The sequence below is a fragment of the Desulfamplus magnetovallimortis genome (assembly GCF_900170035.1).
GTDB classification, from domain to species: domain Bacteria; phylum Desulfobacterota; class Desulfobacteria; order Desulfobacterales; family Desulfobacteraceae; genus Desulfamplus; species Desulfamplus magnetovallimortis.
In genome coordinates this window covers 116,603-140,218 of the sequence record NZ_LT828548.1, presented here as the reverse complement: position 1 = coordinate 140,218, position 23,616 = coordinate 116,603, and the positions used below count along the sequence as shown (strand labels likewise).

General features: G+C 39.5%; 16 protein-coding genes. 3 read left to right on the top strand and 13 right to left on the bottom strand.

Translation table 11 applies throughout. From position 1 onward, the window contains the following. Positions 1–294 precede the first annotated feature (294 nt). Positions 295–480, top strand: coding sequence for a conjugal transfer protein TraB (locus MTBBW1_RS15580; RefSeq protein ID WP_080804692.1), 186 nt, complete (start codon positions 295–297; stop codon positions 478–480). 166 nt (positions 481–646) lie between these two features. On the opposite strand, the gene polA is transcribed toward MTBBW1_RS15580, so the two are convergent. From polA to hisD, 6 genes are all read right to left on the bottom strand, one after another. Beyond that, a complete protein-coding gene (polA, locus tag MTBBW1_RS15575) occupies positions 647–3,367 on the bottom strand; it encodes a DNA polymerase I (protein ID WP_080804691.1) in 2,721 nt (906 codons plus the stop codon). Positions 3,368–3,456: 89 nt separating this feature from the next. After that, positions 3,457–3,588: a hypothetical protein gene (locus tag MTBBW1_RS29995; protein ID WP_281255649.1), complete on the bottom strand. Its 132-nt coding sequence runs from the start codon at positions 3,586–3,588 to the stop codon at positions 3,457–3,459. Between the two features lie 136 nt (positions 3,589–3,724). After that, positions 3,725–4,639 carry a DNA-methyltransferase gene (locus MTBBW1_RS15570; RefSeq protein WP_080804690.1) on the bottom strand — a complete coding sequence of 305 codons (915 nt, stop codon included), beginning with the start codon at positions 4,637–4,639 and terminating at the stop codon, positions 3,725–3,727. Between the two features lie 6 nt (positions 4,640–4,645). Continuing rightward, positions 4,646–5,512: a hypothetical protein gene (locus tag MTBBW1_RS15565; RefSeq protein ID WP_080804689.1), complete on the bottom strand. Its 867-nt coding sequence runs from the start codon at positions 5,510–5,512 to the stop codon at positions 4,646–4,648. 238 nt (positions 5,513–5,750) lie between these two features. Beyond that, positions 5,751–5,975 carry a hypothetical protein gene (locus MTBBW1_RS15560; protein WP_080804688.1) on the bottom strand — a complete coding sequence of 75 codons (225 nt, stop codon included), beginning with the start codon at positions 5,973–5,975 and terminating at the stop codon, positions 5,751–5,753. A gap of 12 nt (positions 5,976–5,987) precedes the next feature. Further along, entirely contained in the window at positions 5,988–7,301 is a 1,314-nt protein-coding gene (gene hisD / locus MTBBW1_RS15555; RefSeq protein ID WP_080804687.1) for a histidinol dehydrogenase, read from the bottom strand. A 141-nt stretch (positions 7,302–7,442) separates the two neighbouring features. On the opposite strand from hisD, the gene MTBBW1_RS15550 reads away from it, so the two are divergent. Together MTBBW1_RS15550 and MTBBW1_RS15545 are read left to right on the top strand one after the other, a co-directional pair. Next, positions 7,443–8,294 (top strand): substrate-binding domain-containing protein, encoded by an 852-nt coding sequence (locus MTBBW1_RS15550; protein ID WP_080804686.1) that lies wholly within the window; start codon positions 7,443–7,445, stop codon positions 8,292–8,294. Positions 8,295–8,437: 143 nt separating this feature from the next. Further along, on the top strand, positions 8,438–12,445 hold the full coding sequence (locus MTBBW1_RS15545) for a response regulator (protein ID WP_080804685.1): 4,008 nt from the start codon (positions 8,438–8,440) through the stop codon (positions 12,443–12,445). A gap of 114 nt (positions 12,446–12,559) precedes the next feature. Here MTBBW1_RS15545 and MTBBW1_RS15540 read toward each other — a convergent pair whose 3' ends face one another. The 7 genes from MTBBW1_RS15540 to MTBBW1_RS15510 all read right to left on the bottom strand — a co-directional run bounded on the left by MTBBW1_RS15540 (position 12,560) and on the right by MTBBW1_RS15510 (position 23,529). Continuing rightward, positions 12,560–13,537 (bottom strand): response regulator, encoded by a 978-nt coding sequence (locus MTBBW1_RS15540; RefSeq protein WP_080804684.1) that lies wholly within the window; start codon positions 13,535–13,537, stop codon positions 12,560–12,562. A 351-nt stretch (positions 13,538–13,888) separates the two neighbouring features. After that, positions 13,889–17,119, bottom strand: coding sequence for a response regulator (locus tag MTBBW1_RS15535; RefSeq protein ID WP_080804683.1), 3,231 nt, complete (start codon positions 17,117–17,119; stop codon positions 13,889–13,891). A 156-nt stretch (positions 17,120–17,275) separates the two neighbouring features. Continuing rightward, positions 17,276–17,656, bottom strand: coding sequence for a response regulator (locus MTBBW1_RS15530; protein ID WP_080804682.1), 381 nt, complete (start codon positions 17,654–17,656; stop codon positions 17,276–17,278). Then, positions 17,656–18,189 (bottom strand): chemotaxis protein CheX, encoded by a 534-nt coding sequence (locus tag MTBBW1_RS15525; protein ID WP_080804681.1) that lies wholly within the window; start codon positions 18,187–18,189, stop codon positions 17,656–17,658. Before MTBBW1_RS15525 ends, MTBBW1_RS15530 begins: the two co-directional genes overlap by 1 nt. A gap of 115 nt (positions 18,190–18,304) precedes the next feature. Continuing rightward, a complete protein-coding gene (locus tag MTBBW1_RS15520) occupies positions 18,305–20,926 on the bottom strand; it encodes a transporter substrate-binding domain-containing protein (protein WP_080804680.1) in 2,622 nt (873 codons plus the stop codon). A 423-nt stretch (positions 20,927–21,349) separates the two neighbouring features. Continuing rightward, positions 21,350–22,681: an alanine racemase gene (alr, locus tag MTBBW1_RS29630; protein ID WP_080804679.1), complete on the bottom strand. Its 1,332-nt coding sequence runs from the start codon at positions 22,679–22,681 to the stop codon at positions 21,350–21,352. Continuing rightward, positions 22,681–23,529: an aminotransferase class IV gene (locus MTBBW1_RS15510; protein WP_080804678.1), complete on the bottom strand. Its 849-nt coding sequence runs from the start codon at positions 23,527–23,529 to the stop codon at positions 22,681–22,683. The genes alr and MTBBW1_RS15510 overlap by 1 nt, the downstream gene beginning before the upstream one ends. Positions 23,530–23,616 lie beyond the last annotated feature (87 nt).

The following is a 23,616-nucleotide window of genomic DNA, read 5'->3' as shown; positions in this document are numbered from 1 at the left end:
AATTCTCAATTATATCATTGGAAAGAGATAATTTTGCATGATTGGGGCGAGAAGAATCTGGAGTATCGTCAAAAGTGGGAATTTGGTCATGTGAAATATTTTTCAACCTGGTTTCATCTTCCATGGGAGGCTATTTTCCTTAAATTATAGCTGTTTAAAAAACACAAAAAAGCAAAAAGAGAAAAACATCGGAGCAATTATAAGCATTTTCCACTGCATGGCAACAAGAATAAATATTGGGGAGCTTAACATATTGTTGACCTTGATAAAATTCTTTGGTATCAGGAGTGCATTATGAAATCAATTGACGAACAAATACTCAGAGTCACAAAAGAGATTGTGGTGAAATTCATTGAGATGGGACGACTTTCTCCATCTTCTATCCATGAATCTTTCAGGGATATCTACGCCACTGTCAGCGAGACTGTGAAGAGCAATGAATCCGCATCATCTCAAATGACACAGGAAGAACCAAAATAGATTGAGAATTCAAGGTATAATCTGAAAAGATTAATTTTCCATTAATGACTCTGTTGATTAAGTATTTACATATTTGATTTCGTCACAATATAATGATTTTGAAGCAATCAAGAAACACATCATATTGTGGTGATTTTTTCAAGAATCGACTAAATCAACGGGCTCATTAATGAGCCTCTGCCCAGTTATCTCCGCAGTCGATATTGACCTTGAGGGGAACCTTGAGATCAAACACCCCTTCCATCTCCTTTTTTGCAAGTGCTGTCAAAGCGTCAATTTCGTTTTCAGGTACCTCAAACAGAATCTCGTCATGCACCGACAGCAACATCCGGCTCTTCATACTCTCTTCTCTTAAAGCTTTATCCATATTAATCATGGCAAGTTTTATAAAATCAGCAGCACTACCCTGTATGGGAGTATTGATGGCCATTCTCTCTGCAAAGCCACGGACATTGGCGTTGGATGCATTGATATCATCAAGCCTTCTTCTTCTGCCAAGCAGGGTTTGAACCTCCCCTTTTTCACGGGCCTGGGCAATTGTGTCATCAATATAACTTCTAACACCTGAGTACCTTGCAAAATAGTTATCTATATATGTCTGTGCCATCTTACGGCTTATGGAAAGCTCCTTTGCAAGTTTAAATGCACCCATGCCATATACAATACCAAAATTTATGGCCTTGGCCTGGCGCCGAAGCTCATCTGTAATAAACCCCGGCAGGGCATGGAACACCTCTGCGGCAGTTCTTGTGTGAATATCCTCATCATTTGTGAATGCTTCAATAAGAATTTTGTCTTCGGCACAATGGGCAAGTATCCGCAGCTCAATCTGTGAATAATCTGCTGCAAGAAGTTTCCATCCTTTTTCGGGTATGAATGTCTCTCTTATACTCTTTCCCTCTTCATTTCTGATGGGTATATTCTGAAGATTGGGGTCTGAACTGCTCAAGCGGCCAGTGGCTGTAATTGTCTGGTTAAAGGATGTGTGAATCCGGAAGGTAGATGGATGGACAAGCTGCTGAAGAGCATCTGTATATGTTGATTTTAGCTTGCCAAGGGATCTGAATCTTAAAATAAGTGCGGGAAGTTCATGCTGTTCAGCAAGTTTTGTGAGTACATCAATATCCGTTGAGTATCCTGTCTTTTTTTTGGTCTTTTTCTGTACCGGCAGTTTGAGTTTTTCAAACAGAATGTTCCCCAGTTGCTGGGAGGAATTTATGTTAAACGTCTCACCTGCAACTGCAAAAATCTCTTTTTCAATTTTATCCATCTCCTGCTGGAAGGATTTGGAAAGATCATGAAGTTTTGCAACATCAACTTTGATTCCCTGCATCTCCATCTTTGCAAGAACCGGAACAAGGGGCATTTCAATTGTCTCCATGAGATTTAAAAGCCCCTCTTTTTCAATACGCTTCTTCAAAATCCCATGGGCCTGCAAGGTAATATCCGCATCTTCGCAGGCATAGGGTACAGCAGTTTCAATATCCACCTGACTGAATAGAATCTGTTTTTTGCCTTTGCCTGTAACATCTTCATATTTTATGGTTTTATGACCAAGAAGATCCATGGCGATCTGATCAAGTCCATGGCCGCGAAGGGATGGATTGAGAAGATATGATGCAATCATTGTATCAAAAACCATTCCCTGCATCTCAATGCCATACTTTGCAAGCACAATATAGTCATACTTGATATTCTGCCCGACTTTTGGAATTAAAGGATCCTCAAGAATTGGTTTTAACATTGCAAGAACTTCCCCGATATCGGGCTGGCTTTCAAGAAGATCAGATGAGACATCTGAAGAGTTGAGTAAAAGTTCATCCAAATCTGGGCGAACATGGGCAAGTGGAATATAAAATGCCCTGTGGGGCTGACAGGAAAAAGATATACCAACAAGTTCGGCAAGCATTGGATGCTGTGAGGTTGTTTCCGTGTCAATTGCAAAGGGGATTTTCAGTTCATCCAACACCTTTTTAATATCATCAATTTTTGTAAGGCACCTGTAATCCTTCTCCGGAACAGGCAAAGCCTCAAAATACTCCTGCTGCAACTTTCTAAATTCAAGGTTCTTAAATAGCTCTGCAAGTGCTTCATTGTCAGGTTTTTCCATCTTGAACTCCCCAAGATCGTGGCTGACCTCTACAGATCTCTCAATGGTTACAAGACGGCGACTTAAAAAGGCCTGTTCCCTATTATCCAGCAACTTTTTGTGCATTGCTTTCTTTGACTTCAAATTATCAAGATTATCATAGATCTCCTGAATATTTCCATATTCACTGATAAGCTTCAAGGCTGTCTTGGGTCCAACACCCGGAACCCCGGGAATATTATCTGATGTATCCCCTGCAAGTCCCAGCATATCAATAACCTGAATAGGCTCAATTCCAAGATCATTGCGGATAGAATCCACATCCATTGTCTTGTCTTTCATGGGATCCCATATTACGCAATCCCTATCCACAAGCTGCATGAAATCCTTGTCTCCGGTTACCATAACCGAGAAAAAACCCTGGGCCTTTGCAATTCTGGTATAGGTTCCAATCAGATCATCTGCTTCATAGCCCTGTTTTTCCACAACCGGAATATTCATTGCAGCCACAATCTTCTTGATCCAGGGTATCTGAACTGCCATCTCCTCCGGCATGGGTGGACGATTAGCCTTGTATTGATCATATATTTCATGGCGAAATGTGGGGCCTTTCATGTCAAAAAACATGGCTGCATAGTCAGGCTCCTTATCCCTGATCAACTTAAGCAGCATCATTGTAAAGCCATATGTGGCGTTTGTGGGAAGCCCCTTTGAGTTTGAAAGATTTCGGATTGCATGGAAAGCCCGATAAAGATAGGCTGTGCCGTCGATAAGATAAAGTGTTCTGGATTTCGTCATTAAAGTGAATCTCCAAGCTCAAAAGATCATATGTGTAACATTTAAGGGTTGAATTTAGACTGAGCAATTCCTTAGTCAAAAGAGCCATATTATTGCTTTTTTGCAGTTGCTGAATTTGTCTGAATCAAGATAACCAGGATATCTACCAGAAATTGAGATTCAAAGGCTTTGCCATCGTTGCGTAAATTATTTACTGACACAGTAACGTGAATTAAAGCCATAACATCCTCCATTGTTAGTGAGCCAAATGTATAATCTCATTATCACCACTGCTAATAAGAAGAGTAAGCTTCTGATTCTAATTCAGAACATTTAACAGACTCAAAGCCTGGTCTGTGTCGATTATCAAGGAAAGCATTAATAAAAAAGATCCATCTGACTTACAAAACCAAATATTCGTTTTTCCGCCAATTCTATATATTGCTCATTAATATCATAGCCAATATAGTTACGTTTATTTTTTACAGCAGATAAACATGTAGTGCCACTTCCTGCAAATGGATCTAAAACAATATCACCCGCAAAAGAATATAATTGGATAAGTCTGTGTGGAAGCTCTTCAGAAAAAGGCGCAGGGTGTCCTATTTTTTTTGCAGACACCGCCGAAAATGTCCAGACGCTTTTTGTCCATTCAAGGAAATCCTCCTTTTTTATTGTACTTTCCTTGTTCTTTCTGTTTCTTGAATAAATATCTTTTGAAAAAACCAGAATGTATTCGTGGATATCCCTTAAGACAGGATTTGAAGCTGACATCCAACTGCCCCATGCACAGGATGGACTTGCACTTGATGCTTTGTTCCAGATAATTTCGCCTCTCATAAGAAATCCGATCTTTTGCATACTTTCAATAATATAACTATGGAGAGGTATATATGGTTTTCGTCCCAAATTGGCAATATTAATACAAACTCTACCACCAGGAACCATCACCCGATATGTTTCCTGCCAAACACGATTCAGAAGCTCAATATACTCTTTCAGGCTTAAATCATTATCATATTCTTTTGAGACATTATATGGAGGCGACGTGATCATCAAATGAATACTATTATCTGGCAGCTCATCCATTTTTTCGCTGGACTTACAAAACATTCGATTTAAATATTGCGTATGTATATTGTTTTCTGTGTAAACAATTTTTTTATTTTTTTTAAAATCTCTATAAAGTTTACTGTTATAGAATTTTGTTGAATCATGATTTATTCGACCAGAAGTCCCGAAAGAACTTGTTTTTGTTCCCACCCGATTATAATTTTGTTCATTTTTAAGCATATTTTTCTATACCTTTATTAATTCAAGAAACTTTTCTGCTTTTGATTCCAAACTTCTTTCCTGACTTGCTATCTCAATAATTTTCCCCAGTTGATTTTTTGTTTTCATGGCAGAAAAAAAGTTCTGTTTTTCAATCAACAACTTATCAAGCATATCAAGAAATTCGCAGTAAGAATCAATGCGAACAAAACCTTTTTTATCAGTTTGTTTTAAAGTCTCAATGTTATCATCCAAAGGTTTTGTATTAAGTGACCAAAAACCCTGTATTATTCCTGCTATCAATAAATGATCTACTTTTTCCGTATAGTACTCAGTTATTGGAGTGTTGCCCAATATTACAATAGGAATATGTGAAGCACCATAACCTGAAACTCGAATATTTATACTTTTTCCAATTGCTTTTAACATTGAATCTGAGCGCAACAATCCTGGATTGCCTTGATGTGTCTTAAAATCTCCTAAACATTTCAACCCATTAGTTGTATATTCCCAATTCCAGACAATTGACATTTTAACTTCAAAGATAGCTATAATATCTTCTATTCTCTGTTCTGTTTTATTTTCCCTGCAAAGAACAACATCCGCCGGTGATTTGGAAGTTAATCCAATTTGATCACATATTGCGCCCTGAATAGCGTAAAGATTTCTGGATTTTGCAAAATCCTGCAATAAATCAACTACAAACTTTTCAGTAAAATTTCCAATTAACGCATTTCTACTCTGCAATGTAGATTTGCCGCCTTTATAGCTTTTAGGCCAATACGCGTAATAACGAAAATCTTCTCCATAATAAAACAACTGTTGAATGGTTACAAGATTTGATGAAATTTCAAAAAATTCAAATTCTTTATCTTTTGTCCACAACTCAGGCATACAACACAACCCCCTGTTTGACCTTTTAAGGTATGAGGCCGAAATAAAATTAACCTAACTTCCCCTCGCAAGTCTGCGAATGGGGATGTAAGTGGCCATGTTATTTCAGATATGCACCTTATTTTTTTGTCATATTTCATATCATCCAAAAATACTTTACAATTTTTTTGACAATGTTTAATTAATGGGAATATTATTCACTAAAGTTTTAACTGAGAAATGAAAGATTACACTTCCTCTACTGGTTACAGTAGGAATTCTGCTCACTGCAATCGGGACACTCCCAGGTGATACCGTTACAGGTCATACCCCACTGATTTTCATACATGCACTCCTGGCAGATGGCAAATCCGCATCGGCAGCTCCAGCAGAAGGAAAACTCTCCCTTGCAGCAGTGACAGAGCGTAGCTCTCTTTCTGCGACGTTTATCCCTGCGACTAATGGTTGTTTTCTGATCTGTCATTCATGGCTCCATCTATTTACTGTAACTTTTTTCCATTCTAACCTTTATAGAATTGGCATGGGCACCAAGCCCTTCAATTTCTGCAAGGGTTATTATATCATTGGCCTCCTTTTCAAAGGCAGCCTTAGAGTAGTTGATAAGGCTTGTTTTTTTCGTGAAAACATCAACAGAAAGAGCAGATGAAAAACGTGCTGTTCCGGCAGTGGGCAGAACATGGTTGGGGCCGGCTATATAATCCCCCACAGGTTCCGGCGTATAGGGGCCAATGAACAAGGCTCCGGCATTTCTGATCTTACCTGTATATTGGAAGGGCTCTTCCACCACAAGTTCAAGATGCTCCGGAGCAAGCCTGTTGGAGAGATCAATGGCAGTATCAATATCAGGTACAACCATTATTGCGCCAAAATCACGGATGGATTGAGCGGCAATCTCTTTTCTCGGAAGGGATTCAAGCTGCCGGCCAACAGCATCGGAAACCTTTTTTGCAAGTTCCTGTGAATCTGTGACAAGAATAGAAGATGCAATTGGATCATGCTCGGCCTGGGAGAGCAGATCTGCTGCCAGAAAGTCAGGATTTGCACCCTTGTCTGCAATCACAAGAATTTCGCTTGGACCTGCAATCATGTCAATTCCCACTGTTCCGGATACAATCTTTTTGGCAAGGGTCACATAGATGTTGCCAGGTCCTACAATGACATCCACCTTTTTAATCTGCTCGGTACCATAGGCCATTGCTGCAATTGCCCAGGCACTTCCGGCCTTGAAAACAGCATCAATACCAACCCGCCTTGCAGCAACAAGCATATAGGGATTAATTGTGCCATCTTCCATGGGCGGTGTCATGAGCGTAATGGAGTCAACACCTGCCACCCTTGCAGGAACCGCGCCCATCAAGACAGATGATACAAGAGGTGTTTTTCCACCCTTTGCACCAGGGGCATAGATGCCGGCAGCAGATACAGCTCTTACAAGCTGTCCCACCATAACCCCATCCCTTGGGTTATCTATCCATGAGTTCTGTTTCTGACGAATATGAAAAGCTTCAAGCTGATCAACAGCACGGTCAAGCGCCTTTAAAAAACCTGCATCAACAAGTTTTTCTGCACTTTCAAACTCAAGGGTAGAAACCCTGAAGTTTTCATATGTTACTTTGGCTGAATCAAACCTGCGGGTGTAATCAATTACAGCCTCATCACCTCTTTTTCGCACATCCTGAATGTAGGAATCCACATTTTTGTAATCTGATTCTGAAAAACCAAGTCCTCTTTCAATGGTCTGGATAACCCTTTTATCTCCCTCATCTGAAGGATATCTAAATATCTGCATTGTCTTTTGTCCTTAATTTTAAACTTGTCTATATAAAGGAATAGGGGCTATAATAAACCTGAGGATAAAAAAAAGCAATCTTTTATCGGCACCATTCATTCACAGATTTATACCTTCCTGAAATGACAAGGCCAAAATAAAATGTCTTTTAATAAATCAATATATGACCTTACCGTAAGATCATCAATATCACGCCATATACTTATTGCCGTGATTCTGATTTCCTCTCTACTTGTTACCGGATGTGAAAAGGAACATACAGCAGACCTGCCCGAAAAAAAAGAGCTGTTGATTTTCTGTGGTATCACAATGATAAAGCCCATGCTTGAAATTGCAAAAATCATTGAAAAAGAAGAAAACGTAAACATCACCATTACCAAAGGTGGTTCAGGAAATCTTCTGAAATCAATAATTTATACAAAAACCGGAGATCTTTATCTCCCAGGCTCGGACCAATATTACAAGACAATTAGCAGTGACTATCCCTGTACCATCCTTGAAACTGTACATGTCGGGCACAACAGAGCATCCATTATGGTTCAAAAAGGCAATCCCCTTGGAATAACAAACGATCTTGCAAATCTTGCGAAAAAGGAATATGCCGTTGTAATCGGCAATGCCAAAAGCGGCAGCATAGGCAAAGAGACCCAGAAGATCCTTGAAAAACGAGGAATCTATGACCTGGTGCTTCAGAATGCAATGCTTTTGACAACTGACTCAAAGGATCTTGCAAGGGTTATTGTCAACAAAGAGGCTGATCTTGTTATAAACTGGCATGCAGTATCAACATGGGAGGAGAACAGAGACTACATGGATGTCCTTGATATTGACCCTCAATTTTCAGAAGTAAACAATCTTGTGCTTGGCCTTTTAAAATTTTCACGAAACATGGACACTGCTCGTAAATTCATGGCTTTTGCAGCATCTGAAGAAGGACATAAAATTTTCAAAAAATATGGTTTGTTCTTCCAGGAGATGAACTCCAATCCCTGAAATAAGGGACACAACATAGTCTGATTTACCCAAATAGCGTTTTAAAATACCTTTTGATAGACCTCATCAAAGCGATATCCGGTATATTAAAAACAGATGACTCCCTAAGGTACTCTACACATTTTTAAGGCACACATCCTTTTATGGAATATAGACCATCAAAAAAGAGAAACCGAAGCAGACATTTTTTTTCCGAACTGATAATCCGTTTTCTTGCTTTTTTCATGATAATCCTGATCACCTACTCAACAACCCAAATTATTGTTGAACATATTCTCATCAAGAGAATCAGGCAGCAAAACACCATTGTTGCCAATCAGCGGGCAAAAAGGGAGATCGGGATACTTATCAAGGAAAAAATAATTCTCCTTGAGCTATATTTCCAGAAAACTATTGCTTCTCCTAACAGGCATGCAAGGGAACTTCTGTTCCGACAGGCAAATGATGAGATGGAGTCCTTGAAAAAACTGCTTCCCATTCTCAACAAGGGAGGAAGTTTCACCCACAAGATTATTGTAAACCTTAATACTGAAGATGAGATATCAGAAGAGATAAGATATATAAAAAACACTCCCATTAATGAGGATATCAATACTGAAGATATAAAGCAATTTAAAGAGGATGGCATTGCTTATCTGAAAAACTCTTACAACATGGAATATGATTCCATTATTGAGATAATTTCCATTCTCCCCAAAATAGATGAACTGCAAAGCCTTCTTTCAACCATTCGTGCAACCCGTTACATTATGGAGAAAGCCCATGAGAATAATGAATGGAGCCAGGCACGAACAAAATCCTTTGAAAATACCCTCCAGCAATATCTTCTTGAATCAGACACACTGCTTTTAAGATGCAGGGAAAACAGCAACAAGATCTTTTTTGACACCACATCTGAACTGGAAAAACTACTTGCCAGCAGAAAGTCACTGCTCAATCAATTTGACACAATCCGCAAATATTTCTATCTGGCATTCCAGGTTATGATCACAATAATGTTTTTGCTGATCTTTATCAGAATAACCCGCATCCTTAAATCTGTCACTGCGGCTGAAGAGGAGAACAGAAAACTTCTCTCTGCAATTAAACAGAGCCCTTTAAGCGTTGTGATTACAGACAGGGATAACAATATTGAGTATGTCAATCCTGCATTTGAAACCATAACCGGCTATTCCCACAGTGAAGTAATGGGTAAGAAAAGCTCAATTTTAAACTCTGGATACCACGATGCCGCATTTTATGAAAATATGTGGAATACCCTGATCTCAAAAGAGGTCTGGCACAATGAAGTTCAAAACCGCAAGAAAAACGGAGAGCTTTTCTGGGAAAGTGCCACCATAATACCTGTAACAGATTCAAATAGCGAAATAACAGGATATGTTGCCATAAAAGAGGATATGACAGAAAAAATCAACCTTCTAAAATCCTATGAAGAGTCAAATGCCATATTTCAGGAGATATTTACCAATCTGCCTGTGGGTGTTGTACTTATCTCTTCGGAAAAACGCATCATACAGCTAAATACCGAGGCTGAAAAGATACTTGGATACGAAAAAGATGAAGGGACAACCCTTCTTAAAAATAAAATTTGTCATAACAACTTCTGCACCCTTGATCTCAACGACTGCCCAATATATGACCATCACAAAAATAAGATAGTGTTAAAAGAGCGCAACGCACTTAAAAAAGATGGCTCCATTGCCCATATACTTAAAAGTGTTATTCCCATTAAATTAAAGGGTGAAAAGGTTCTGCTGGAGGCTTTTATGGATCTTTCTGCCCTCAAAAAAGCGGAAATGGCCATTCTTGAGGGTAAAAATGCAGCCGAATCAGCCAACAGGGCAAAATCTGAATTTCTTGCAAACATGAGCCATGAGATAAGAACCCCGATGAACGCAATAATCGGCTTTTCTGATATACTGCTTTCAGGTGAAACCCGCCCCGTACAAAAAGAGCATCTGAGAATGATATCCCAGTCTGCCCATGTACTCATGAATCTTATCAATGAAATCCTTGATTTCTCCAAAATTGAAGCCGGCAAAATTGAAATCAGAAATGCTCCTTTCTCCATGAAAAACCTTCTGAACCACCTCTCATCCATGTTTCTTGTATCTGCACGTGAAAAAAGCCTTACCATTGATGTAATAATTGAAGAAGGCACTCCTGAATATGCAGTAGGAGATGAGCTGAGGGTAAGACAGATTCTTGTAAACCTCACCGCCAATGCAATCAAATTCACAAAAGAGGGTGGCATTACAATAAAATGTCATTACAGTGAACCAGAATTTTTAATTGAGGTACATGATACAGGCTCAGGCATCCCAAAAGATCGTATTCAAAGCATATTTAAAGCATTTGAACAGGCTGATAACTCCACTGAAAGAAACTATGGAGGAACAGGGCTTGGGCTTTCCATATCGCTATCTCTTGTTCGTCTTATGGGGGGTGATATCCAGGTTGAAAGCACCCTGAACAAAGGCTCTGTTTTTATGGTAAAACTGCCCATGGCAATAACAGACACCATTCCTGATGATGCTCAAAACGGAGAATTTGCTACCAAAGGAGACTCTTTTTCTAAATCTTTAATCTGCCGCAACTCCAAGCCAATTAAATGCCTTGTTGTGGAGGATAACCCTGTCAATATTGTACTTGCAAAAACCCGCCTTAAAAGCATGAATATCGCAAGTGACTCTGCTGAAAACGGCAAAATTGCATTAGAGAAGATGAAAAGCAATAAGTACGATATAGTCCTTCTTGACATGCATATGCCGGTTATGAATGGCCTTGAGACTATCGAAGCAATAAGAAAGGATACCAGGTTGCGAACAATACCTGTCATCGCGCTTACTGCCGATGCAATAAAGGGGCACAAGGACAAATACCACCAGGCCGGATGCGATGCATACATTGCAAAACCTTTTACAAAGGAGGCTTTGGAGTCAACAATACATAAGCTAATTCCTGATGCATTTAGAGAGACTACCTTTGAAGATCCAGATACACAATCTGATAAATATGAGCAGAACCTCAATACAGATGAGATTAATAAATCTGACATTCCAGCATTTATTAACAATACAAATCTTCCTGAAAATCTATCAATCCTGATAGTGGATGACATTGAAGAGAATAGAAAACTACTTGCAACATTGATACAATCCACATTACATTGTCACATAATCCTTGCAAAAAGCGGACAAGAGGCAATTGAGATAATTTCAGACACAACAATTGATATGCCATCCATTATACTTCTTGATATAATGATGCCTTTGATGAACGGCTATGAGACTGCCGAAAAGATCAAAAATGTTCCGGAAGCAGTGGACATCCCGATACTCTTTATCACAGCCATGAACTCCGCCGGAGATAAAATAAGGGCTTTTAGCTCCGGAGGAGTTGATTTTATTACAAAACCTTTTAATCAGCATGAACTTCTGGCAAGGATTAATGTCCATCTGTCATTAAAGGTGATCACAGAAAAGCTCAAGGAGCAAAATCGCCTTCTTGAGGACAGGAAAGCACATCTTCAGATTCTTGTGGATGAGAAAACCCGAAAAATTGAACACATGACCCTCTGCATGGTCAGCGCACTTGAAAATGCAAACCTTTATAATGACAATGATACAGGACTTCATATCCGCAGAGTTGCCCTCTACTCTGCACTTCTTGCAGAAAAAGCAGGGCTTGACAGCGAAATGGCAGGAAAAATAAAACTTTACTCTCCACTGCATGATGTTGGCAAAGTGGGTATTCCTGATAACATCCTTAAAAAACCAGGAAGATATACTACTGAAGAGTTTGAATTAATGAAGCAGCATGTTGCCATAGGGGGAAAGATGCTCAGTGGTGATGGTTTTGACAAGGTTGCAAAAAATATTGCTCTTTATCACCATGAAAGATGGGACGGAAATGGATACCTCATGGGGCTTAAAGGTGAAAACATACCAATTGAAGCAAGAATTGTGGCTGTGGCAGATGTCTATGACGCCCTGACAACCCCCAGAAGCTACAAACCTGCATTTTCCATGGAAAAAACAGCAGATATCCTCAATGCCGAGTCAGGAACTCATTTTGATCCAGAGCTTATTCGTCTATTTTTTAAGAATATCGAGGAGTTCACCAAAATCGGGAAAACTCTGAAAAGTTGAATGCAAAAAAAATCAATTAGAGCAAGGGTTTTAAGCCTGTTTAAATATTATTGGCTCATAGTCCGGACTACCTTTGCGGCACTCCATTGCCTTTGCGACATTCTATTGCTTTTGCTACACTCCATTACCTTTACGGCGTTCCATCACAAATACACTGCCTTCAATTGCCTTTGCTCTCTTTTTACCTTCGGAACAAGCATCATTTACCTGTATATACTTTTCATATTTCGGTGCTGTTATATCCACACCTGCCATGCTTATGGTTATCAGTGGAAATTGCTGTTTCTCTCCACATCTGTTGCATGAGACAATGGCCTTATTTGCAAGATCTTCGGAGTTATAGAAATTTGTAATTCCCTCATCAAAACTACATATAATGGTATCCATAACATCATTTACTTTGTCAACAGGCAGTGTAATTACAAAATCGTCTCCGCCGATATGCCCTATAAAACAGTCATCAAGACCATTGGATTTTAATCCACTCTGTAGAATATAGCTGTTAAAGAGAATCACCTCATCTCCCTTTGCAAATCCATACTTGTCATTATATGCCTTGAAATTATCAAGATCGGTATAGACCACACATATTTTCTCATTCTTTGCAAGGGCAGACTCAATACGCTTTGCAATGCTGTTGTTGCCAGGAAGGCCGGTAAGGGGGCTTGCATCAAGTGCCATGCTGTACAGAAGCTTAAGCTCCTTCATGGCATTGCTCAACTTAAGATGGTTTCTTATTCTTGCCTTTAATATGGGAGGACTAACAGGTTTTGTAATATAATCCACTGCTCCAAGATCAAGTCCCCTTGTCTCATCCCCAACCTGATTTTTTGCAGAAATAAATATAACCGGAATATCGGAAAGGGATTTTTCACTTTTCAATCTCTCACAAACCTCATAACCATCCATCTCTGGCATGACAATATCCAGAAGAATAATATCCGGCCTTATTGAACGTGCCAGTTCAATGGCCTTTTTGCCGCTTTTTGCAAAAAAAGTGGTATAATCATGATGTAGAAGGTCAATCAGGATTTTTATGTTATCCAGTGCATCATCCACAATCAATACTTTATAGCGACTATCTTGATCCATACTATTCTCATTTTTTTTATAATAAAGTCCTCATTTTATAAGGCTATTAACTCAAAATCGACATCTTATTGATTTTTCAGAAGTTATTGCAGTTGTCTGAACCAGGATAACCAGGATTGATAGGATGCTCAGGATATATAATCCTGCCTTATCTTGTTAATCTTGGGAATCCTGATTCAGACAGTGTTGACAAGGCTTACAAGACCATAGATTTCGACTTTGAGTATTAAGGACTTTCATGCTTCGTTGTGCCCGCCAGGGAACGGGTGTTTATTGAAAAATCTCAGTAAGTGGCTGTTTTTAAAATAATTTTCACCTTTTCAATTGTGATAAATTAATCTACCATGGTAGTTATAAAACAATTGAGAGGTCTGATGCAACACGCCGGACAAGATCTATTGCTGCCTCAAAATCAAGAGAGTTAATATTCATTTCAATCTGACGGGCGTGCTCCATTTCACCAAAAATATCTGATGACATCACAACTTTAACCTGATCCAATGCCTTGGAATTATTCTCCTTTAACATAAAAAGGAGATTCCTCAATTCTGTTTCAAGATCAAAGGACTTTTTTACATCTTCTTTCACAGCATCACTACTTTCATTTTCAAGCCATTTTTCAATGACCTGAACACCTGTACAGGTTTCTGACTCCAAGGAGAGATAAAGTTCCCATAACCCGCACAGATATTCACCTTCTCCCTTGCAGATCTTTTCACCTGAACTGTAACAAAGAAGAGCTGTTTCAAGAATGCCCGAGTAATAAAAAACCCTGTCCAGTGAAATATTGCCACTGACACCCTTAATATAATGAGCAATTTTTGAAGCATGTTCAAAACCGCCTGACTCCATTGTATGTTTCAGTTCCGTAAGCTTTGAGACATTCTCATTAAGATATTGAGCCAAAAGCTCCCGATATAGCGCTTTATTGCCTGCCAACCGGTTGATACCTGAAGCCGTGTCAAGAACTTTAACATCATCCGAAACTTTTTTGAATATTTTAGAAGTTAAAGGAGATTCAGTTTTTGTAAAATCGGAATAAGAGCCATTTTCCCTGAAACCAGATGAAGAGAAATCAACTGCCTTAGTAGCAGATGAAGAGTCAAGTGCCTTGGAACCAGATGAAGAGCCAACTGCTTTGGAACCAGAAGAGGAGCCAATTGCTTTGGAACCAGAAGAGGAGTCAACTGAGTTTGCCCCAGAGACAGAATCATCTGCGATGGCATCAGAAGCTACATCACTTATCTCCACATTATCGTCGTCAATGATTTCATCAAATTCCGACGAAACAGATCTTGCAACTGCCGAAGAATCACAGGTACCATGTGATTTAAAGTATTCCAATAAAGGATCGGGTCCACTCAAAGGATCTGATTCAATTAAATGTTCTGACCCATTTGATGGCTCAGATTCTATTAAGTGTTCCGGCTCATTTGATGGTTCAGATTCAATTAAAATCTCTGGTTCATTTAATTGATCAGATTCAATATCATGATGGCTCTTACCCAATTGCCCAGATTCAATATCATGATGGCTCTTACCCAATTGCCCAGATTCAATGTCAGGATAGCTCTTACCCAATGTGTTTTCAGGAGAGATCCATTTCAACAGAACATGATATAACACATTGGAATCAATGGGCTTACTGATAAAATCATCCATTCCGGAATTAACAGCCTTGCTACGCTCCTGGGATGTGGAATGAGCTGTCATCGCTATAATAGGACTTTTTACAAAATGGCTACGCATCTTTTTTGTTGCTTCATGACCATCCAAGTCAGGCATGTTCACGTCCATCAGTATAATATCATAAGGGCAGCTCAATGCCCTTGCAACAGCATTAGCTGCATTTTGTTCAGTATCAACAACCACCCCCACACGTTCCAGAAGTTCCCTTGCAATCTGAAGGTTGATGGAGTTATCATCAACAACAAGAATATGTCTGTTTTGAAGATTCTCTTTTACTGTTATTTCGTCAGATGTAATTTCTGTTTTTGCCACCCTGGTAATATTTCCTGATTTATCAACATTTCGGATAACATCCATAATTGTTTCAAAAAGAATACTGTGATTTACAGGTTTGGCAATAAACGCATCAATGCCTGCATTGCCAGACAGACCCATCAGAAGCCCATCCTTATCAAAGGCTGAAATAAGAATAATTGGAAGCTTAGCCAAACGCAAATCCTTTTTCAGAATTGCAGCAAGCTCAATACCGTTAATCTGTTTCATATGCCAGTCAGTGATCAAAAGATCAAAAAAAGGTTTATCATCCGGAAAGTTACGCAATAGTTCAAGTGCACTTTCTCCGGAATCAACCGGTGTTATGCTGCAACCAAAACTTTCCAGAATCTTTACCATTACCCCCAGTGAGACAGGGTTATCATCAGCCAGCAGGACATTTATGCCATCAATTTGTGAGCTTCTGAAAGATTTGCGTTTTAACTCCCGCTCCTGAAGCTTCAACTTTACTTCAAATGTAAATGTTGCACCTTCTCCCCTGACACTTTCAACCCAGATGGTACCATTCATAAGCTCCACCATCTTCTTGCAGATGGTCAATCCAAGTCCTGTACCTCCATATCTTCTTGTTGTTGAAGCATCTGCCTGGGTAAATGATTTAAAAAGTAAAGGGATAACATCTTCCGGAATACCGATACCAGTATCTGAAACAGCAAATCTTATTGTGACTTCATCATCTCTTTTATCAATAAGATTGACTTTGATGAGAATCTGACCAGAATCTGTAAATTTAACTGCATTACTTATAAGATTGGAAAGAATCTGCCCCAATCTGAAGGGATCACCAATAACAAACCAGGGTACCTTGCTATCAAGTGATAAAAGAAGTTCTATGAATTTTTTTGATGCTGCGTGATAAAACATTCCGGAAACTTCATCAAGCATCTGTGGCAGATCAAACGGCAGATGCTCAAGATCTATACGTCCGGCCTCAATTTTTGAAAAATCAAGAATATCGTTAAGAATACGCAGAAGAGAAGTGGATGACCTGTTGATCTTTTTAATATAATCCCGCTGTTTTAGAGTTAACTCGGTTTTTATTGCAAGATCGCTTAAGCCAATGATTGCATTTAGGGGAGTTCTTATTTCATGGCTTATATTTGCCAGAAATTCACTTTTATGGCGAGTGGCATCCTCAAGTTCCCTGTTTTTAAGGGCAAGCTGTGCATGGGCTTCAGCAAGGTGATTCTGCATATCTTTTAGTTCAGAAATGTCAACGGCAATAGAACATTTAACAACCCTTCCGTCAGGCCAGGTAATAGCCTTGTCCTGAATCTGATACCAGCAATCATCCATATCATCAAAATGGTCATGGGTCACGCTTACGCCGTTGGGTTTGCGGTTTTGCCCGAGAATCTCGTTCATTTTGCAGAAAATACATGGGGACTCTGCTTCATAAAGAGCTTCGTAGCATATACGGCCTGTAAAATTACCTCCTCTGCGACCAATCATTGCCCTATTCATATGAATGATCTCCATGGTATTGACATCCACCACATACACAGAAAAAGGCATGACATCAAACATGGTTTCGATGAGATTGTTTTCATTCAACTGCATGGCTATACCTGACTGTTTTAGTTTTTAAGTTCCGTATTTGTTGTTTTTGGGGCAAAAGCTTCATGGCCGAATGCAAAAGTCACCCTCAATCATAAAAATGATAGTCATGTTAACGGTAAAGAAGCTTAAAACGCTTTTGACTCTGGCGTATCAAGGTCAGGATTTCCAGAATTTATCCAGAATCCGGTCAATAGACTCCTGGAGTTTCTCTTTTTTTACAGGTTTGATAACATACCCCAATGCCCCTGCCTCAATGGCATCAATGACCATCTGTTCCTGACCATGGGAAGTAACCATTATTATCAGTGCATCATGAAACTCCTTTCTGATAAGTTTGGTAGCTTCAATACCATCCATATCCGGCATTGTTATATCCATTGTAACCAAATCGGGATTCACACTTCCATACATAGCTGCGGCATCCCTGCCTGTTCTTGCAACAGCAACCACAGTATGTCCAAGTTCTTCTAAAATTTTAGTCAATTTTTTTATGGTGATAGCAGAATCATCAACTACCATTATATTAAGAGATGTCATTAATTTTCCTCCAGATTCTTATCTTCACACTCCGGCAAAACAAAACCTTCTGTAACATTTTTTGGACCTACGCAAAATATAGTCATGGTTCCATATGAGGTGTGCAGATGATTCACAAAAAACTCAGATGTTTTGCTTTTGGCAATGCTTTTTGCCTCAGAAATCATGATTGGCGGAGAGAGAGTAAGAGATGACGAGGACTCAAAATCTGCGGTTGAATTTCCCACAATAATATTGATAATATCTCCGGCTGTCTCCTCTATGTACTCAAGGCGCTCTTCCGGTAATATCTCCACATCCTCTGTATAAATCTCAAAAATCTTTTCTATCAATCTCTTTTCATAGCTGAAAATAACATTAATATTAATACTTCCACTGATATTAATTACAGTTGTAAGATATCGCAATCCCAGCCGATGCATGGGGATTATGCCCTTTTCCCTGTCATCAACAATTATATCAAGTTCATCCTTAAAAAAACCTTCTAAACGTTCTGAAATAATATTTATTAATTCGTTCATGCTGATAGCCATTAATTTCTCAGCTCCTTTCTGGTAACATCAACAATCCATTAAAAAAAACCTTCATAGCATGCTGATATATAAAGGCTTTCAGGCATTGTTGTGGTAGATGGCTCTGCCGTGGCCGTTATAACGGGATGTGAAACAGAAATTCTGTTCCCTCTCCATTTCTGCTTTTTATTTCAACTTTTCCATCAATTTTTTCAAGTTCCTCCCTTACAGCACTGAGCCCCATGCCCCTTCCTGACATGGCTGTCACATTACTGCATGTAGTGAACCCGCTTTCAAAAACAAGATTGAGAATCTCATCATCAGAAGCATCTTCAATCTGGCTCTGTGATGAAATAAAACCATTTTCAAAAGCTTTTTTCTTTACAGCATCAATATCAATACCCCTTCCATCATCAGAAATAGAGAGTTCAAATGAATTATCCGCGCCATTCAGTTTTCTGACAGAACAGGAAAGTTTTGCAAGTTCCGGCTTACCAAGCTCAACACGCTCTTCAGGAGTTTCAATGCCATGATCCACACAATTTCGGAATATATTTACAAGGGAACGTATAAAGTGAGCAAAAACATCTGGATCAATTTTGATTTCATCCCCTTCAACCTCAAATGGAGCAATCTGTTTTCCAAGACGCCGTGACAGTCTCATTGCACCATCCACATGGAATTCAAGCAAAGATTTTATATCCACATAACGAATCTCTGTTGCCTGTTTCAGCATATCGGCAAACTCCAGAGAAAGAGACCTTATTTCCTTCAGCATGACCATCAACTGCTCTTTTTTTCCTGACTCTTCCTCATATATGCCCTGAATACTTTTACCGGAATTTTTTGCAGTTCTGCCATGGCTGTCAGAATAGACAAAGCCTTCAAGCAATTTTCGGGATATTCTCTCAATACCCAATGCAAGTTCCGGCGAAATAAGAACACTGCCTTTACGCTCCATAAAGGATTCTCCAAGGACATCCTTTATAATATCAAGATCCTTTTCAAGGGCATTTTCAGCACCAAAATCAGTGACAAATTGTTCAATCAGTCCAGGGTTAAGTGTTTCAACTGAGAGTATCTCCGCTATTCGGCTCTCCATTCCATGCAGCCACCCGGGAAAAGTTATAAATTCCTGCTGTGCAAAAACACCCTTGAATGTGTGTACGCTCCTGTAAATTTGAGATAGAATTTCTCTTTTAGAAGAGTTTAAATCTGATGGCTTCTCCTTATCAGGAGTAATCTCCTTGAAAGGTGAAGCAAGCTCCGGCAGGGTTTTAAATTTGAATTGATTAAAATCATCAATAATATCAAAGAAATCCTTATTTTCCCTTACAGCAGTTATAACAAATTTCAAGCGACATCTCTCATTTTTTACATCCTGCTCAAGCAGCCTCTCTCTTGTAACATCCGTTAAAATCAACATTATCTTGTTATCGCTGATAAGCTTATAGTCAGCATTAATAAAGTGCCCCTTAACAGTGTAAGATTTCTTCAGAAGAGATAGGTAGATATCCTGTTTTAAATCAAGAGTTTCATTAAGAAGCAGAGTGATTGCCCTCTGAAAGGTCTCTTTTGCACAAGTTTCTTTATCTGAAAAAAGAAGCTCTCTTATGTCTTTGCCCCCAACAGGTTGCCCAAAAACAACCTCACACTCGCGACTGTATTCAAGATCAACCAGAAAGTCCTCGCCAAACGAGAGAAATGCCTGACCGGAATTGTCAAGGAATTCACTCTTTGCACGATATGCATCCCGTGCAATTTTCCAGGCATGTTCAAGCTCTTTGTAGGCGCTTTGTATTTTTTCATCAGCCTCTCTTAGCTGACGATTTTTCTTCATCACAATAAAAAGAAAAAATGATACACCAAGAGTAACAGCTAAAATTCCTGCCAGAAAAGGAAGAATACGCTTTAAAACATAGACACTGTCAAAACTGTGCTCAAAATGTACAGGAATCCATTTATTATTTACTGATGTGCGTGTGGATTCAGGAATGACGGCTATTGTCTTTTCAAGAATTGAGACAAGCTGTGGCCAGTCTTTTCTGACACCCATTGTAAGTTCAACCTCAGGCCAGCCTGTTTCTCCGGCAATCTGAAGATTGTTCCAGCCATTTTGAACAATAGTGTAACCTGCCACAGCAGAACTTGTAAGTGCAACATCTGCCTCATTGAGATAAACAGCCCTCATGGCATTTACGTTGCCCTCGACAAATACATATTCAATATTAAGATAGGAATGCTCATTTGAAAGTTTACTGTAAGCAACAAGCCTTTTGTCAACAGCGACCCGTCTGTTGGCAAGATCATCAATCTCCCTTACGCCTTCAACATCCTTTCTTGTAACAATCACAAGGGGAAATGAAAGATAGGAGCCACTTAAAAATTCAAGATATTCCTCCCTTTCTGATGACCTGGCAATGCATGGAAAAAGATCCATCTCCCCCTGCCTGGCAAGCTCAAGTCCCTGTTTCCAGGGGACATCAACCAACTCAAACCGAACACCAAGAAACTCTTCAATGATACCAAGGTACTCTTTTACAATGCCTTGTACAGCTCCATCTTCGATAAAGGATACCGGTGCAAATTTTGGTGGTACCAGATAATGTATGGGCTTATCTGACATACTTTCAAGCCACTTTACCTCATCATCTGTTAATGTGTCAGGATATTCAACGCACAACCCACTACCGGAACAAATGAAGACAATGCATATAATACAAACAGAAAGTATAAGATTTAACACTTTGAATTTCATGTAAAACTCCCATCTTTGCAGGTGAGGGATATTATCAATTTCAAATCAGGGATTCACAATAGCAATTTTGAAAATTAAACTCAAAGTATTTATTGGACTGGGTTCTAATTTCAGCCGCATCTATCTTGACAAAGGGAGCTGTTACGCTGTTGTCTGAATCTGATTACCCGAGATTAACAAAGAGAAGGCTGGATTATTATATCCTGAGCATCCTATTCACTCAAAATCGACATCTTATTGCTTTTTTTCCATTTACTGAATTTGTCTGAATCAGGATAACCAGGATAAACAAGATGTTCAGGATAGATAATCCTGCCTTATCCTGTTAATCTTGGGAATCCTGATTCAGACAGTATTGACAAGGCTCAAGATGTTATAGATGTCGATTTTGAGTATTCATCCTGGGCATCCTATCCATCCTGGTTATTCTGGTTCAGACAAATTGCCAACCATAGAGTCACCCCTCAAATATTTGACAGGCATCCTGCCGGTCAGAGATGCCACAACTTCATAGTTTATGGTGCCTGTATGGGAAGCAATCTCGTCTGCTGAAATCTCCTCTTTATCCTGTTTTCCCATGATTACAACTTCATCTCCACTTGCAACATCAGGAATATGGCCAACATCTATCATTGTAAAATCCATGCATACACGTCCTGCAACAAAAGCTCTTTTTCCCCTTACCAGCATATGCCCCCTTGAAGAGAGCAGCCTGCTGTAACCGTCTGCATATCCTATGGGTACGGTTGCTATCTTTGTGGGTATGGATGTCACATAGGTTGAACCATAACTTACTTCAAAGCCAGCGGGAACAGACTTAAGATGAATTATTTTTGACACAATGGACATGGCAGGCTCAAGATAAAAAGATTTGGGATCAAAAGCAGCAGCCCCTCCTTCCACATCAACAGCATCAAAGTCAAGAGCAGTAGCGTTACGTCCCATATCAGCAGCATCAAGATTAAGAACAGTATCCTTACGATCAAGAAAAACTTTGTTGAGTTTCATATCATGGGATGGCCACAATCCATAGATAGATATTCCCGGGCGAACCATATTAAAATGAGAATCAGGATGCCCGATTGTGGCAGCGCTGTTTGCCGCATGAGATATTGCAGGCTTTTTTCCCCGAGATTCAAGCTCATCAAGTATGGCATTAAAACGACCAATCTGCACACCTGCATGAGTGATCTCTTTTGAATCAGCATTTGCAAAATGTGTATAGATACCTTCAACAAAAATGGCATCAAGTTCCATAATTTTCATTATCTCATCAATAGTTTGATCTAACCTTGATGAAATTGACATGAAACCAAACCGTCCCATTCCGGTATCTACTTTTACATGAACCTTTATTTTTTTGCCCATTCCAGAGGCTGTGTGTGCAATCAGGCGGGCGTTTTCAAGGGAGGTCACTGTGACCCTGACGTCATGGGCTGAAAGCCAGGGGATCTGGGAGGGATGCGCATCACCAAAAAGCAGCATGGGAGCATCAATGGATGCCTCTCTTAATACAACAGCCTCGGAAATACGTGCCACCCCAAGAAAAGATGCACCGTTTTCAAGTGCAGTACGTGCAATAGCCACAGAGCCATGTCCATAACCATTGGCTTTAACCACAGCCATCATGGCTGTACCAGGGGCACAAAGAGCTTTAAGGGCAGAAACATTGTGGGCAATTGCATTAAGATCCACATAAACTTTTGTCAAAGGCACAAGAGAATCATAACTGTTTTTATAAACTTCCGCCCCCATCAGGCAACTTCCCCCCTTCCCCAGGCTTGGGTGTAGTCCCTGAAAAGCTGCATGATTTTCTTTGTACCTGCGCCTGGTTCCCCTGAACCAATAGTCATATCATTAACCCTTACAACAGGAAGAATCTCCTTGTTTGAAGATGACAAAAATATCTCATCCATACCCATAAGTTCAGAAAAATCAATATCCCGCATCTCAAGATCAAAATTACCTGCTATCTTATTAAGGACAACTTTTCGGGTAATTCCATCAAGAATATCATCAGAGGGAGTTATGAGTGTAGAGCCTTTGAAACAGAAAATATTTGAGGTTGTGCCTTCAAGCACCCTGTTGCTGCGATCAACATAAACTGCCTCAACAGCCCCTACTTTACGTGCCTGCTGCTGGGCAAAAACAGCAGAAAGATAATTTGTACTTTTGGCAACAGGCAGACACCTTTCCATTTCAACGGTAATTATTGATGCCCCTTTTTGGTACCACCATGCAGGTGGACACTTTTTGGGAGTTACCATAACCATTAATATACCGTTTCCCTCGGGAGTAACACCATCTAAGCTGACTCCCCCGCTATGGACAATCCTTACAGAGGATTCATCATGGTGGGGATTTTTCTCAATGGTTCTTTTGACAATCTCACAAATTTCCTGCCCACTGTAATTTAACTTCAGACCAATGGCCATTGCCGAGTTTTCAAAGCGTCTCACATGATCATTAAGATAAAAAGGTCGCTTATTATAGGTGATCATAAAATCAAAAATCCCAAAACCTCTCAATACAATAATATCTTTTACAGATATCATGGCCTTTTCATCATCAACATAATCACCATCAACATAGTAGGTATCCATATTTTATATCTCCTCAAAATTAATTTTGTAAAAATCAGACATTACATTTAAACATGGGAATTATTCAAGTGTTTTTAATGACAGTCA

Excerpts from the sequence above, each read along its gene's own strand:
- MTBBW1_RS15580 (WP_080804692.1), top strand. The coding sequence starts at position 295 with ATGAAATCAATTGACGAACAAATACTCAGAGTCACAAAAGAGATTGTG.
- polA (WP_080804691.1), bottom strand. The coding sequence starts at position 3,367 with ATGACGAAATCCAGAACACTTTATCTTATCGACGGCACAGCCTATCTT.
- MTBBW1_RS29995 (WP_281255649.1), bottom strand. The coding sequence starts at position 3,588 with ATGGCTTTAATTCACGTTACTGTGTCAGTAAATAATTTACGCAACGAT.
- MTBBW1_RS15570 (WP_080804690.1), bottom strand. The coding sequence starts at position 4,639 with ATGCTTAAAAATGAACAAAATTATAATCGGGTGGGAACAAAAACAAGT.
- MTBBW1_RS15565 (WP_080804689.1), bottom strand. The coding sequence starts at position 5,512 with ATGCCTGAGTTGTGGACAAAAGATAAAGAATTTGAATTTTTTGAAATT.
- MTBBW1_RS15560 (WP_080804688.1), bottom strand. The coding sequence starts at position 5,975 with ATGACAGATCAGAAAACAACCATTAGTCGCAGGGATAAACGTCGCAGA.
- hisD (WP_080804687.1), bottom strand. The coding sequence starts at position 7,301 with ATGCAGATATTTAGATATCCTTCAGATGAGGGAGATAAAAGGGTTATC.
- MTBBW1_RS15550 (WP_080804686.1), top strand. The coding sequence starts at position 7,443 with ATGTCTTTTAATAAATCAATATATGACCTTACCGTAAGATCATCAATA.
- MTBBW1_RS15545 (WP_080804685.1), top strand. The coding sequence starts at position 8,438 with ATGGAATATAGACCATCAAAAAAGAGAAACCGAAGCAGACATTTTTTT.
- MTBBW1_RS15540 (WP_080804684.1), bottom strand. The coding sequence starts at position 13,537 with ATGGATCAAGATAGTCGCTATAAAGTATTGATTGTGGATGATGCACTG.
- MTBBW1_RS15535 (WP_080804683.1), bottom strand. The coding sequence starts at position 17,119 with ATGCAGTTGAATGAAAACAATCTCATCGAAACCATGTTTGATGTCATG.
- MTBBW1_RS15530 (WP_080804682.1), bottom strand. The coding sequence starts at position 17,656 with ATGACATCTCTTAATATAATGGTAGTTGATGATTCTGCTATCACCATA.
- MTBBW1_RS15525 (WP_080804681.1), bottom strand. The coding sequence starts at position 18,189 with ATGGCTATCAGCATGAACGAATTAATAAATATTATTTCAGAACGTTTA.
- MTBBW1_RS15520 (WP_080804680.1), bottom strand. The coding sequence starts at position 20,926 with ATGAAATTCAAAGTGTTAAATCTTATACTTTCTGTTTGTATTATATGC.
- alr (WP_080804679.1), bottom strand. The coding sequence starts at position 22,681 with ATGGGGGCGGAAGTTTATAAAAACAGTTATGATTCTCTTGTGCCTTTG.
- MTBBW1_RS15510 (WP_080804678.1), bottom strand. The coding sequence starts at position 23,529 with ATGGATACCTACTATGTTGATGGTGATTATGTTGATGATGAAAAGGCC.